At 48.5% G+C, this 13,991-nt stretch carries 12 protein-coding genes; 6 read left to right on the plus strand and 6 right to left on the minus strand.

What is annotated here, in order from left to right:
- On the plus strand, positions 1 to 862 hold an 862-nt coding region (locus OEV79_11280), incomplete at its 5' end, for a B12-binding domain-containing radical SAM protein (protein MDH4212017.1).
- A 103-nt stretch (positions 863 to 965) separates the two neighbouring features.
- On the opposite strand, the gene OEV79_11285 is transcribed toward OEV79_11280, so the two are convergent.
- Positions 966 to 1,367 carry a hypothetical protein gene (locus OEV79_11285; protein ID MDH4212018.1) on the minus strand — a complete coding sequence of 134 codons (402 nt, stop codon included), beginning with the start codon at positions 1,365 to 1,367 and terminating at the stop codon, positions 966 to 968.
- Between the two features lie 225 nt (positions 1,368 to 1,592).
- Between OEV79_11285 and OEV79_11290 the strand changes: the two genes are divergently transcribed.
- From OEV79_11290 to OEV79_11305, 4 genes are all read left to right on the plus strand, one after another.
- Positions 1,593 to 1,937, plus strand: coding sequence for a VOC family protein (locus OEV79_11290; protein MDH4212019.1), 345 nt, complete (start codon positions 1,593 to 1,595; stop codon positions 1,935 to 1,937).
- Between the two features lie 89 nt (positions 1,938 to 2,026).
- Positions 2,027 to 3,277: a T9SS type A sorting domain-containing protein gene (locus OEV79_11295; protein MDH4212020.1), complete on the plus strand. Its 1,251-nt coding sequence runs from the start codon at positions 2,027 to 2,029 to the stop codon at positions 3,275 to 3,277.
- A 29-nt stretch (positions 3,278 to 3,306) separates the two neighbouring features.
- Entirely contained in the window at positions 3,307 to 3,744 is a 438-nt protein-coding gene (locus OEV79_11300; GenBank protein ID MDH4212021.1) for a DUF3795 domain-containing protein, read from the plus strand.
- A 182-nt stretch (positions 3,745 to 3,926) separates the two neighbouring features.
- The gene (locus OEV79_11305; protein MDH4212022.1) at positions 3,927 to 4,133 is read left to right on the plus strand and encodes a hypothetical protein; all 207 of its coding nucleotides are present in this window, start codon (positions 3,927 to 3,929) and stop codon (positions 4,131 to 4,133) included.
- 18 nt (positions 4,134 to 4,151) lie between these two features.
- On the opposite strand, the gene OEV79_11310 is transcribed toward OEV79_11305, so the two are convergent.
- From OEV79_11310 to OEV79_11325, 4 genes are all read right to left on the minus strand, one after another.
- Positions 4,152 to 5,810, minus strand: a complete 1,659-nt coding sequence (locus OEV79_11310; protein ID MDH4212023.1) for a C25 family cysteine peptidase — start codon at positions 5,808 to 5,810, stop codon at positions 4,152 to 4,154.
- Between the two features lie 144 nt (positions 5,811 to 5,954).
- Positions 5,955 to 7,601 (minus strand): T9SS type A sorting domain-containing protein, encoded by a 1,647-nt coding sequence (locus OEV79_11315; protein ID MDH4212024.1) that lies wholly within the window; start codon positions 7,599 to 7,601, stop codon positions 5,955 to 5,957.
- Positions 7,602 to 7,821: 220 nt separating this feature from the next.
- Positions 7,822 to 8,547, minus strand: a complete 726-nt coding sequence (locus OEV79_11320) for a methyltransferase domain-containing protein (GenBank protein MDH4212025.1) — start codon at positions 8,545 to 8,547, stop codon at positions 7,822 to 7,824.
- Positions 8,548 to 8,583: 36 nt separating this feature from the next.
- Positions 8,584 to 9,237 (minus strand): OmpA family protein, encoded by a 654-nt coding sequence (locus OEV79_11325; GenBank protein ID MDH4212026.1) that lies wholly within the window; start codon positions 9,235 to 9,237, stop codon positions 8,584 to 8,586.
- Between the two features lie 218 nt (positions 9,238 to 9,455).
- On the opposite strand from OEV79_11325, the gene OEV79_11330 reads away from it, so the two are divergent.
- Entirely contained in the window at positions 9,456 to 11,696 is a 2,241-nt protein-coding gene (locus OEV79_11330; GenBank protein ID MDH4212027.1) for a WG repeat-containing protein, read from the plus strand.
- Positions 11,697 to 11,823: 127 nt separating this feature from the next.
- Here OEV79_11330 and OEV79_11335 read toward each other — a convergent pair.
- Positions 11,824 to 13,991: cation-transporting P-type ATPase (locus OEV79_11335; GenBank protein MDH4212028.1), on the minus strand; the 2,168-nt coding region annotated here is incomplete at its 5' end.

The raw sequence follows: 13,991 nt of genomic DNA on the forward strand, positions 1-13,991 counted from the left end.
TACCTTCGAAGACCTGGAGAACACACCCGCTCCGAGAAGAGACTTGCTTCGCCGCAAGTCATACCTCATGTTCAACACGGTAGAAACATCGCGAGGATGTCCATTTCGCTGCAGCTACTGTTCAGTCAGCACATTCTTCGGACATACTTATCGCTGCCGCCCAGTAACAGACGTGGTCAGGGACGTTGAAACATTAAAAGGTATCCTTATCTTTTTTGTAGACGATAATATTGTAGGCATTCCAAAGCGGGCAAAAAATCTATTCAGGGCACTCATACCTTATAGGAGAAAATGGATAGGTCAGGCGTCATTGACAATAGCGAGGGATCCTGAGCTGCTTGACTTAGCCGCACGCAGTGGTTGCGCTGGATTATTTATCGGTTTCGAGTCACTGTCACAGGAAAGTTTACATGAGGCAGCCAAAACGATTAACTTTGTGAATCGTTATGCTGACGAAATTAAGAAGATACACGATCATGGAATCGCAATTCACGGCGCTTTCATCTTTGGATTTGACCACGATGACGATAGTGTCTTTGAACGCACAGTGGACTTCGTGAAGCGAAATCGTCTTGACTCAGCATCTTTCTCCATTCTGACACCATTTCCAGGTACGCAAGTTTATTGGAAACTAATCAACGAGAATAGATTGATCAGCAAAGACTGGAACAGATACGGCTCAGCAGTTTTTGAACCAAAACTCATGTCCCGTGAGAAATTGATTGACGGTTGCGCATGGGCATGGAAGGAGTGCTACTCGTATACGTCAGTCCTTAGAAGATTAGCCAGACCCAAACGGCTCTGGTTCATTCACTTCTTGCTCAATTTCGGATACAAACAGGCCATCGATCAATACATCTAACGCAATATGTATTAGCTGATGTCACGAGTGCGGGTCAAACTGGATCGCACCTTTCTACTCAACGAAGTCCCCATCTCTCAGTCATCTTGCTCATCAAATTAGTTCAATTATGACAGTATGCGGTATCACTCCATATTTCGTTATGGGTACCGTCTTCGTCGGTCCAGAAACAATAGAACCAGAAGTGCCCCATTAATATATAACCTGGCGGCGCCTGCACAATAATCCGAAGCTCTTCATATTCCTGGAGTCTGAATGTCCACGTATCGTATCCATACAATTCTTCGTTCTGCCCGATGTCCTCCGCCCACCAGGCCTCTAACCTGGCCTGTATCGGCGTGTCACCATCCTCCAGTCGACCGACAACAACACATCTCAGTTCTGTGACTTGGCTGCCGCCCTCGGGTTGCTCACCAAAGAATGCGTTCAGTCGTGTTTGCTCTTCCCCGCCGCAGGCTACTATCAGGATACAAAGCGACAATGGATACAAAAAAAACTTTTTCATCCTTCCTCCCTCAATGTACTATGGATTCAGTGTATGAATCTGGATGTGCATGTCAAGACCGACCGGGGACAGGCATAAACTTTTAAACTTTTGTCATTAGTATGATTTGTTATTTCACCGGTTTTTCAATCTGCGAAGCAGAAAAGTTTATGCCTGTCCCCTTATTACCTTATGCTTGACATCGTACGCGTAGGTATGCTATACTTACGATGGAAAGGAGGAAATATGCATGGATTTTCACACATAGAAATTCCAACTACAGATCCAAAAAAATCGAAGGATTTTTACGGAAAACTGTTCGGATGGAAAATGGATGAAAATATGCCGGGTTATGTGATGTTTTCCACCGGTGATAATCAGGGCGGCGGCTTGACCAAGGAAAGCAAACCGTCTGAGAACGGCGTCATCCTCTACATTGAGGTAGAGGACATTCCGAAGAAACTGGGCGAGATCGAAGCAGCCGGCGGCAAGAAGGTCAAGGACAAGACCGGCATTTCGCCCGAGTTCGGTTTCTATGCGCTATTCACAGACCCGTCCGGCAATATCATGGGCTTGTGGAGTAAGAATTAGAAAACACAATCCGGTAGTCTTTTGCGATTGTAGCACTAACAAATGTTGAGTATACGCTATAAATATGTACAAGACGACGGGGAGGTAACATGTGCACATCAATTGTTGTGTTCGTATCCATGATCATTAGTTGGCCCATCTGGTCAACAAAAAACCCTCTTCCCCAACCACTTGCTGGCAGTGGATGTGCCTCTGTCGGCGAAGGCGATTCGATATATGTTATTGGGGGACGAGACTCGCCAGGCAATCGTTATGCCACCAACTATAGATACGATACGTTTACTGACACCTGGACGACGGAAACTTCAATGTCCACACCACGCGCTCATCTCGGCTGCGCGGCCGTCAACGGCAAAATCTACGCTATCGGCGGATGGGTTGGCGCTGCGGCAACGGGCGTCGTGGAAGAGTACGATCCCACAACCGATACATGGACGACGAAATCTCCCATGCCAACGCCCAGATATACTTTCAGCATCGCCGTTGCTGCCGGCAAGATCTACATCATTGGCGGTATGAACCCGCAAGGGCAAATTTTCAACACGGTTGAAGAATACGATCCGCTAACCGACACCTGGACTGTAAAAACGCCTATGCCAACGTCGAGAATGGGGCCGGGTTGTGCGGCCATCAATGACACAATATACGTGTACGGAGGCTCAACGGTTATAGGAGGCGGTATCACTGCAGTCAATGAGTGTTACGACCCGGTAAGTGACAGTTGGGCGACAAGGGCAAGCATGCAAAATGCCAGATTTGCACTCGGTGGTTTTACGTGGGGCAACACGGCATATGCAATTGGCGGCTATGACTACTCCACCTACATTGCCGATCTTGATGCATACGAACCGGCCACCAATGCCTGGACTTCGCTCGGACTTTCACCAATGCAATACGCCCGCCAATCGATTGCGGTTGCTCTCACTGGTTATGGTGTCTACTATGTCTACGTGATCGGCGGCTGGAACAACGGTGCTCTGGATTACAATGAAGAGGGATGGTTTGAAATAGGCATCGAAGAGTACGCAAATACCGAGCAGCAGATCTCTTTGATGATAAGTCCGAATCCATTCAGGGACTTCACAGAAATCAGTTTCAGAAATGGTACCAACAACATTGACGCATCAAATATATCCCGACCCGCGGAAGTCAAGATCTACGATGCAACCGGACGGCTCGTGAAAGACCTGAGTCACCATATATCCATCGCGGGCGAACGTTCGACGGTGAGGTGGGATGGGTATGGTAATCACGGTCAATTGTTGCCCAACGGTGCTTATTTATTAGTACTCAAAAGAGGTGAACTAACGACAACGGAAAAATTGCTGCTTGTTCGCTAAAGGCAAATGAAGCATAACAACATAATGCTATGAGAGAAAACAAGAATCTGGTCGCCTACTGCGGACTCTATTGCGGCGACTGCTTTATCTTTCAAGGTAAGATCGCTGATCTGGCACGAGACCTGCGTAAGGAACTGCGCAGGTCAAAATTCAGCCGCTTCGCCAGTATGATATCAAGGTATTTCAAGCCGTACAAGAACTACGACACAACCTATGAAGTCCTGGGTATGATGGTCCGCTTGCGGTGCAAGCGCACGTGCCATAACGGTGGCGGACCTCCGTCGTGCAAGATCCGCAGCTGCTGCGTGAAAAAGGAGATTGATGGATGCTGGAAGTGTGATAAATTCGAAAAATGCACAAAGCTGGATTTCTTACGTGCGGTGCACGACGACGCCCACATAAAGAACCTCAGAATTCTTAGAAGGAAAGGAATCGAGCAGTTCATCCGCGGTAAGAAATTCTGGTAGATACCACTGCGAGGTCAAATCAATACATGTCACATAACGGGTCGACCCTTACAGTTGACAATAAGTCATAATCAGCTATAATAATCAAATAAAGTAGTCTACTACGCTGCTTCTGTAGTATTTATTCTGGAAAATTAGACTACTTTTTTAAGAGTGACATAGAACCAAGGAAAGGAGAAGTAATGGCAGCAAAACTGCGTCTGAAGATAGAAAACTGTAAGGTGTCAAAGGAAGACGGTATTAAGCTTCTTGAAAAAAGCGGGTTTCCAAGAGAACAAGCAGAGGAAATCATGCAGTCTCTTCCTAAGACGGTCACATTCAAGTCAGCATCAAGAAGATTTGGAACTTTTAAACTGCTGCAAATCGGTTTTGATGTAAAATTAACTTAAGCGTGGAATTTTTTGGCGCTATTCCAACAATACCACAGGTATAGACCGCTCTTCGCTGCCTGAGCGGGTACGCACAAAATAAACGCCTGCAGGTAGACGCTTGCCGTAACTGTCCGTACCGTCCCAAATAACAACTGATTCCTGATTGCCGATGCTTGATTCTGGATAGAAAGACCTCACCAAACGTCCACTGGCATCATAGATATTAAACCCTATGCGCTCTGCGCCATGCTCTATGCCAAAGCTGACTGTCGTCAGCTTTGAAAACGGATTCGGATAGGCCTGAATGCCCGAAAGTCCAGCTGTTACAGGATCGTTAAGCTCTCCAACATGCGTCATGCCAACTAAAATCGAGTCAATATAGGGTATCTTATTCCGAGCGGTAACCGTAACATGCATGTAGCCGGGATTGAGCGGATACTGGCTGAAATGAAATTTTATCAGCCCGTCGTCAGGCGTATAACCATATTCGTACACCGTTGTATCGAGAAGCACGCAGACCAGAGCAGATTCAACCGGTTCATCTTGGAAAAGCACGGTGATCACCAGCGAATCTTGTTCAAGGGACAACGTTGAATCATGGATCACGTCGAGGCGCTTCGGGACTGCGGTCCAGAGCCTCATCGACGGATCTCCACACGTAGTGAAACCCCGGTATTCAGACGACGAATTATACATGCTGTACACATTCAAGCGCCCACCTTCACAAGCCTCGCCAAATGTCTGCTTGCGTTGTTCAAAAACTGCATGCATGAACCCCTTGGCTACGGCACTCCTAAGATGAGCGATATTGCTGCCGCTGGTGGTTGTTGCGAAATACCCTGCCGCACCTCTCGGCGATGTTGGCGTGCCGGTCAGCAGCCATTTCTCGGCTGCGGCCGACGTATAACCCGTATTGAGCGTTCCGCACGTAACTGAAAGTACAATAGGAAGCATAGCGCCGTTCTGAGTCTGGTTCGCATCCACGGCGAACGGGGTATACCAGTTGTTTGTCCCACATCCGCGGTACAAAACAAATGCCCGTCCCTGGTTAACCCTGTTAATTACTGTGTTGTAGTTATTCCCAAGCAGCTTGGAGAGCGTATCAATAGTGTGATAACCGTTTGCCAGCATGTAGCCTTTCGCGTACCGCACGTCGTCCCAATAGATGGAATCATCACTCCAGTAAGGCGGTGGGTATGTATACCCTTCCTCATTGGCGATCAGACACGCATTCAGGAACCAGGATGAGTCCGCGATATAGGGTGTCTTTTCATACAAGAGTATTTTGTTAACGACAGTTCGTGCTTCAGTATCGTTGTGTACGGTCAACCGGCCCGAGAGTATCTCGTTATAGATATCCGTATCCATATTTGTGTAGTAGTTATCCGAATAATTGTAATTGGAAAATATGTAGAAAGGTATGTGATAGGGTGAGCCAACGAGCAAGATATATTCAGGTTGAATCGGCCATGTATCGTATGCATTATCGATATAAGATTTGATAGCGGTTGTCGTACTGCCGATCTGTGAGAGTTTTACCACCTTTGTTTTCAATCCCATTCGATGCTTCCACTCGGCCAGCGGCTGGATGGCGTTGTAGAAATCATCATGGGTTATTATCAAATAACGCGCGCCTGATTCCTGCGCAAGAACTAATGTGCACAAAAGCAAAAAGACCGACACATATCTTCGCATGTAAACTCCTTATTTTATGGATTATATCTATAAGTGCTTAAGTGTCAAGAATTTATTCTTGTGGGGTTCGAATTTCAGCGCCCTGAGGCTCCCTCAAATCCAAAAGGGCACGTAAATTCAGCGTTTAGCAGACTTCTATAATGCCTATCTTATCAACAACAGCTTCTCGCTTGCCCTCCAGTTGTCTGCCTCTAATGTGACAAAATACACGCCAGCCGGTACCTGCTTACCCGCCATGTCAGTACCATCCCAGGCCACCGAGGCGGAACTTGATAAGTAAGAAGTAGGAACTGAGAAGTATTTCACCAGACTTCCCGTAGCATCATAAATGGCAAGATCTATGCGCTCTGCGCCATGCTCTATGCCAAAGCTGACTGTCGTCAGCCTTGAAAAGGGATTCGGAGTGGCCTCTAATCTTACCGGTCGAGTGTAGTCAGTTTTCGTCTCGTCGACCCCTGTGGTCGGCTGGAGACTCACAACTGTGAAGTCGTAATCCCAAAAACCTCCGGCACCACAGTTATCTTCGCCTGCCGCATAAATATTACCATCCAAGCCATAATCGATCGCATATGCCTCATCCCAACGGTATGACTGTACTGCACTATATGTATAAAGCCAGTTTTCAGTTCCGTCGTCAGCAAGACAGACGACCGTGAAATCCGGTCCTCTCAACTCATCACAGACCATTCCTGCAGCATATATGTTTCCGTCAGAACCATACACTATGTCTTTGGCGAAGTCACGATCGTTTGCCTTTCCGTTACGCTGGTACGTCCAGTTTGTGTCACCGGCAGTGCTGAGGCTTACAACAAGGAAATCTTCCGTCTGACCCGGCAACAAGCATTTCCCGGCCGCGTATATGTTATTGTCCAGACCATAGACAACAGCACTCGCAAGTATGAAAATATACATAATGTCACTTGGGTATCTGAATACCCAGTTTTCATCACCATCATCAGTCAGGCTTATCACAGTAAAGTACCAACATGAATCTGCCCCGATCGAATAGCCCGCTACATAGATATTACCATCCAGTCCATACGCAACCGAATGAGCTGCATCATCACCCAACGTTCCGCCGTAGCAATAGGTCCAGTTCGTATCGCCGGCAGTCGATAGGCTCACGACAAGAAGATCATAGTAACTAGCTACGTCCCAGTTGTCACCGGCAGCGTAGATATTCCCATCTGCACCGTAGGCGATCGCTTTTACCGTACCACCCGAGGCCGCGGTACCACCATGACGGTAGGTCCAGTTCGTATCGCCAGCAGCCGAGAGACTTACGACAAAAAAATCACCCCCGCCTAAATGAGCATTTGAAGTACCCCCGGCATAGATGTTTCCGTCCAAACCACAGGTGATCGCATGCGCCGCATCGTAATCTTCAATAGTGCCCGGTCCATCATGCCGGTAAGCCCAGTTCGTATCGCCACCGGTCGTCAGGCTCAAAACGGTGAAATCAGAATATGTAGCAGGAGCTGAGCTCATACCAGCTACGTAGATATTATGATCCAGCCCATAGTCAACTGCAAATGCAATATCCTCAAGATTCATAGGATTATACATATATATCCAGTTTGTATCACCGTTATCCTTAAAGCTGATCACTAGGAAATCACTGCTCGTGCCGACGTTTGCGGTTCTTCCCACTGCGTATATATTCCCGTCCAGCCCACATGTCAACGCCTCAGCAACGTCTATATGGTTTAGATTGCCGTCATATGTATAGACCCATCTTTCTATCTGCGCGAGCAGAACGAAGGGTATTATCATTGCCAAAATAAATTTCATATGAACCTCCCTCTTGCGTTATTTACTTTAATTTCAAAATACTCTGACTGTGACCCATATACATCCCCTCACACAGATATTCTACAGCCATATCTCACACAAATATCACAGAATATATCACACATCCCAGGAATACGACATACTATCATACCCTGGCCCAGAACAATGTTCAAGAAAAAGGAATCCAGTAAGAAGGTTCCTTTCGCTTCTTCTCAATGCGTCACTTTATTGCCCTTACGCAGATAAAGGCCGGCATGCGCTGGAGTTTTTTGTATGCACCGGCATCGGCTTTCTTGAATTCTTTCGTAGGCAGGGGCTCGACAATACGGTCGATCCGAAAGCCCGCTTTGATCAGAGGATTTAGAAGCGCGTGCAGCGGCCTGCGATAACCAGGCACGTATACATGAATACCAAACCCGTGCCAGATGCAGCCAACGAGTTCGGTGTTGAAATAATTCTTTGCCTTTCTCTTCTTTTTAAAGAAAAGATAATCTCCGAACGGATGGCCGTCGGAAAACACCAGTACACCGGACCGCTTGAGCAAACGGTAGAACTCCTTGAACAGAGAGGAAACATCGCGGATGTACGACATTACGAGCGGGGACAGAATAATATCGAATGACCTGCCCTTCAGAAAAAGCATTGGTTTCGTCATATCCGCGTGATGAAATTCTGCTTTACTGCCAACACGTTTTCGCGCCAATTCCAGCATCCTGGGGCTCATATCTACACCAACTACCTTTGCGCCGCGTCGCAGGAGTATCTCTGTATATGCACCCGGGCCGCAACCCGCATCCAGAACGCGCTTGCCGCGCACATTCGGCAGCAATGACAGTGTGGCCGGGCGTTCGTAATAGGCATTGTGTGGCTTGGTATCGATCAGAGCAGCATAGCGCTCAGCCAGTTTTTCATAGGCTGGAAGCGCCACGGGATTTCTTCTACGCATTCCCATCTACAAATACGATCGACGTTATTTCCGTCACTACATACCCGACTCGGGCAACAGCGTGATCTCTATCCTCCGGTTCTGGCTCCGGCCTTCGGGCGTTGCATTGCTCGCTACCGGACCATACTCTGACATACCTATGACCTGAAGCCGCGTCCCCTTGATCCCCACTTTTTCCTGCAGGAAGCGTACCACGTTCGTCGCGCGTGTGGTTGAGAGTTCCCAGTTGGTCGGGAATTTTTTCTGCAGGTTAGGATGTATTGGAACGTTGTCCGTGTGCCCTTCAACCCGGATGATCTTTTCCTGAGTATTTTTCAGCACCTTGCCAACCCGGTCCAGGATCTCCAGACCTTCCGGGGTGATCTCTGCTTCGCCCGAAGGAAAAAGGATCTTATCGACCATGCTTACCGAGAGCCGGTCAGCCAGTTGGGTGATCTTGATCTGCCCGTCCTCGATCTCCTTCTTCATATCTTCCATGAGTGTTTCGTAGGTGCCCTTGAGCCGGTCGATCTCATCCTCCTTCTCCTGTGAAACCTCGGCCACCCGCGCTTCGAGCTCTAACGTGAGCAAATTTACCTGTTCCTCAAGATCGCTGATCTTTCGCGCCAGTTTCCTGTTGCTGTTCATCAGATACAGGGAACCAATCAACGCCAGCACAACGATTATTACGATAGTTACGACATACTTCATCATCCTACCTCCTTTGTTCTAATGAAAGAGTGTAGCCGATATGCCGGGAGACGTCAAGAAGTTAACAAAACCAAGCTGTCGAAGATCCTGCCGTTGGCCCCGCGGGGAGCAAGGGCTATATTTTGTTTACTTTTCTTTTGCATGCCACATTTGTATATTGACAATATGGCATTTGATTCTATAATACTCAAAATGTAAATATGATAAGGAGGTAGAATATGAGTATTAAAGATTATCTGCGTTTGACACTCACCGTAATCATAACGTTTTTAGGCTGCGCCCAGCAAGAGGTGGAACCCACTGAGCTCATTCGTGTCGGGCTTGATGGTAAACATGGATATATAAATGCTAAAGGCGAGATCGTTATTGAAATCAAGTATGATGACATATGCTTTTTCGCCGAAGACGTAGTTGCAGTCAAGATTGACGGCAAGTGGGGATACATCGACAAAACAGGGGCTGTAGTGATCCCACCCCAATTTGATAACACCACTGGATTTTCAAATGGTTTGGCTCCCGTGCAAATTGCTGGCAAGTGGGGATACATCGACAAAACAGGAACAATAGTTATCCAACCCCGATTTGATAATACCTCTCGATTTTCAAATGGCTTAGCTCCCGTTGAAATCGCTGGTAAATGGGGATACATCGACAAAGCAGGAACGGTTCTCATCGAACCCGTGTTTCAATCCGCACGGGATTTTTCAGAGGGACTTGCCCCAATAAAGTTGAACGAAAAATGGGGTTTTATCGATACGACGGGCCGCATGGTAGTCGAACCCGAATTCGCTCACGTGCTCCCTTACGGTCGCGGCGCTTGGAGAGTAACAGTTGGCGGCACAAAGGGTGAAAGTGGCCAGCACATCGGATCCCATTACGGTCTGATCAACAACACCGGGGAGTATGTAATCGAACCCATTTATACCCAAATTGCCCCGTTCTCGGATGATGGATTAGCAGCTGTCATGGTGGGAGGTGAATTAGAATACAGTAGCTATTGGAACGGAGAATGGGGATTCGTTGATACGACGGGCACCATCGTGATCGAACCCCAATTCAAAGAGGTACGAATATTCGCGGAAGGACTGGCCGCAGTGAAGGTAGATAAAATTGAGGAAAAAGACAGAGTCGATGCAGAGGGCAAGTGGGGCTACGTTGACAGAACCGGAAAGTCTGTCATAGAACCTATATTCTCTCAAGCCACCAGTTTTTCTGAAGGATTAGCAGCCGTGGCCGTGAGTGATCCCAATGATCCAGGCACAAAGTGGGGGTACATCGACAAATCAGGCCGCTATGTCATTGAACCTAAATTTTGGGAAGCTGCGCCATTTTCAGGTGGATCTGCCTTTGTACTACTCAATGATCGGTACGGATACATCAACAAACACGGCCGATTCAAACCCGCGCCCAAAGGATTTCCGCCGACAGGTGATTGCACGAGTTGGACCCGCCTCCGATCGGGCATCGTAGTAGTAACATCCAACCTCATAAATGCATTGATCAACAAAAAAGGCGAAGAGATATTCAAAACTTACTCCCGCGTTGGACCGTTCCAGGAAGGCCTCGCAATAATTAGCTCCCCAGTGATCAACTTATATGGATATATTGACTGCAGCGGCAGAACGATCCTTGAACCACGGTATGACTATCCATCCAGATTTTCTGAAGGGCTCGCAGCTGTAGGTGACGCAAAAGGGGGTACATACTACATTGACAGAACCGGCCGAACAGTCCTAAGGATACCCTACGACTATAGTCGTGAATTCTACGAAGGATTAGCGGCTATTGAGATCGAAGGCAAACATGGTTTCATAAATCGAGAGGGAAAGATCGCCATCAATCCACGATTCGACGATGTTGGCGATTTCAGCGAAGGCCTGACCGCGGTCATGGTCAATGGCAAATACGGATTCATCGACACCACCGGTGAAATTGTCATCGAACTCCAGTTCGATACCGCAGGCATCAATATCCTACCATATCGAGCACTCAGGGATATCAAGTTTACAGAAGGGCTGGCACGCGTCAGGATTGATGACACGTGGGGCTATATTGACCGTACTGGCACTATTGTATTGGGTCCGCGCTGGGAATTCGCCCATCAATTCTCAGAGGAACTTGCTGCCGTCGTCGAAGATGGCAAGATTGGCTTCATTGACCACAAAGGTGACTATATAATCCCGCCGTCATTCGAATGGTCTGCACGCGATGCACGCCGTGATCTGTTATTCTCTGAAGGACTTGCGGCGATCACGGTGAACGGTGATATGGGATACATAAACACGAATGGTAATATAGTAATCGAGCCCACATATGCTTTTGCGCACCCTTTCTACAACGGCGTAGCTCCAGTTGTGACCAAGTATGTTGAAACCTATGTTATAAATGAACATGGGAAATACGTCTGGGGTCCTGTCAGAGAGTTGAGTCACAGATACGCGACGCAGAAGAAACAATAGGTTCACAAATTCAAACAGTCGCAGATCTTGGGGAATGAAGGTAGACAAACCCAACCTGTCGTAGATCCTGAAGAATGAAGGGCTATATCTGGTTCACTATGTTGTGTTCGCAGTACGGTAGTGAGAACTAACCAACGCGCAGGGCCTTGATGCTCTGCCCTATGACTAGCGTAAAGAGACTGGCTCCGGCAATTAGCAGCCATCCGTTCAGGCCCGGATCAGTGACCTTCAAAACGGTCGCAAAAACAGGAACGTAAATAGCGACCAGTACTAAACCAATGCAAAGAAACAGAGCTCCCCAGACATAGCGGTTGCGCGTTATTCCGTTGCACAGCAAGCGCGAACCTTGATCCCGCATGTTGAACACATGCCACAATTGCGCGAAAGCGAGGGTAAGGAATGAAACGGTCATTGCTTTTTCCCGCGCGAAATTCAAACCATATATCGCGACGACAAGAACGCCGAGTACTGACACCGTGATCAGGAAACCATAGATACTGATCAATACCCAATGACGCTTTCCCAAAATAGCTTCCCCCGGATCGCGCGGCGGTCTTCTCATGATTCCGGCATCACCCTCGCCGGCACCAAGTGCAAGTGCAGGGAAGACATCGGTTATCAGATTAAGAAAAAGGATCTGCAGGGGAAGAATGGGTAGCGGTATGCTGAGGAACGATGCCAATGCTACACTCATCACTTCACTTACGTTGCAGGAGATCAAATATACTACGAATTTCCGGATGTTATTGAAAATGACGCGCCCCTGTTCGATCGCCGCAACGATCGTAGCAAAAGCATCGTCTTTGAGTACTATGTCGGCAGCTTCGTGCGCCACCTGTGTTCCCCGCAGCCCCATGGCAACACCGATGTCCGCTTCCTTGAGCGCCGGCGCATCGTTGACCCCGTCGCCGGTCATTGCCACGATGCTGCCGTTGTCCTGATGCAGATCAATAAGATTCAGCTTCTGCTCAGGGTCTACCCGGGCAAAAACCGGAACACTCAATATGTGCTGTATCTCTTCTGCTGAAAGCTTCTCCGGAGCTTTCAATTCTCTGCCAAGCATAACCTCGGCATCGCTATCCAACAAGCCGATCCTCCTGCCGATATTGCGCGCGGTAACCGGCTGGTCGCCCGTCACCATTATCACCCTGACGCCCGCCTGCCTGCAAAGTTCCAGTGCCGATTGTACTTCATTGCGCGGCGGATCATGCAAGCCAACGAGTCCGACCAGTGCGAGATTTTCATAAGCATTTGCATCAACCGAAGTCGCGTGTTTCCTCGCCAGGGCGAGGATTCTCAGACCGTGCCCGGCCATTTCTTCGTTCTTCATCAGCCACTGCTTGCGCTCCCCTTCAGACAGTTCCCTTTTACCCTCAACGCTCACCACGGAATCACACGCTCCAATCACTGCCTCGGGCGCGCCTTTGACCGCAACATAAATATCCCTATTCTTTCTGTGAAACGTCGCCATCATTTTCAGTTCCGGGTCAAACGCTTCTTCTCGTATCTCCGGCATCTCACCCTGGAGTTTAGACCGGGTAATGCCAGCCTGCAGTCCGGCGTGCAATAGCGCAATCTCGAGAGGATCGCCCACGCTACTCTTTTCGCCCGCATCCTCTTTTGACAGGGAAGCATTGCTGCAGAGCACGCCGATCCTCAAAGCCTCGGTCAGAGTACTACTCTCTGATGGTACTATCTTCATACCCTCTTGTTGAAAAGCCTTTACGTTGTCATCGCTGACTACTGTCACCTCGCCCGAATCCAGCACCAGGGTCGAAACAGACATCAGGTTCTCGGTCAGGGTGCCGGTCTTATCCGTAAAGATCACATTTGTCGCACCCAGCGTTTCCACTGCCGAGAGTTTCCTGACCAGTGCATTGCGCCGGGCCATGCGCAGCATTCCCCGTGCCAGCGCAAGTGTAGCGACGATGGGCAATCCTTCCGGTATCGCAGCAACGGCAAGGGCGATGCCGGTTTCGATCATCAAAAAGATACCCTTGTTAGTCAGGATGCCGGCCAATGCGATCAGCGCCGCTATGATCAAAGTCACCCAGATCAGCTTGCGCGCAAGCTGATCAAGCCGCTTCTCAAGCGGTGTTGTTTCCTCTTCGGCTTCCTCCACGAGGGTAGAGATCTTGCCCAGTTCTGTGCTCATGCCCGTCCCCACCACAACACCCTCACCCGAACCGCGAGTTATTGAAGTACCTTTGAATAACATGTTCTTGCGCTCGGCAAGCACCGAGTCGGCATCTATTTGTTTGGCATTCTTGCTGACCGGAACCGATTCGCCGGTGA

Source organism: candidate division WOR-3 bacterium, from assembly GCA_029858255.1.
Lineage (GTDB): Bacteria > Hydrothermota > Tepidihabitantia > SM23-42 > SM23-42 > SM23-42.

What these genes read in the sequence shown, in the direction of transcription:
- OEV79_11330 (MDH4212027.1), top strand. Translation starts at nt 9,456, where the DNA reads ATGAGTATTAAAGATTATCTGCGTTTGACACTCACCGTAATCATAACG.
- OEV79_11315 (MDH4212024.1), bottom strand. Translation starts at nt 7,601, where the DNA reads ATGAAATTTATTTTGGCAATGATAATACCCTTCGTTCTGCTCGCGCAG.
- OEV79_11285 (MDH4212018.1), bottom strand. Translation starts at nt 1,367, where the DNA reads ATGAAAAAGTTTTTTTTGTATCCATTGTCGCTTTGTATCCTGATAGTA.
- OEV79_11300 (MDH4212021.1), top strand. Translation starts at nt 3,307, where the DNA reads ATGAGAGAAAACAAGAATCTGGTCGCCTACTGCGGACTCTATTGCGGC.
- OEV79_11320 (MDH4212025.1), bottom strand. Translation starts at nt 8,547, where the DNA reads ATGCGTAGAAGAAATCCCGTGGCGCTTCCAGCCTATGAAAAACTGGCT.
- OEV79_11305 (MDH4212022.1), top strand. Translation starts at nt 3,927, where the DNA reads ATGGCAGCAAAACTGCGTCTGAAGATAGAAAACTGTAAGGTGTCAAAG.
- OEV79_11325 (MDH4212026.1), bottom strand. Translation starts at nt 9,237, where the DNA reads ATGAAGTATGTCGTAACTATCGTAATAATCGTTGTGCTGGCGTTGATT.
- OEV79_11310 (MDH4212023.1), bottom strand. Translation starts at nt 5,810, where the DNA reads ATGCGAAGATATGTGTCGGTCTTTTTGCTTTTGTGCACATTAGTTCTT.
- OEV79_11295 (MDH4212020.1), top strand. Translation starts at nt 2,027, where the DNA reads ATGTGCACATCAATTGTTGTGTTCGTATCCATGATCATTAGTTGGCCC.
- OEV79_11290 (MDH4212019.1), top strand. Translation starts at nt 1,593, where the DNA reads ATGCATGGATTTTCACACATAGAAATTCCAACTACAGATCCAAAAAAA.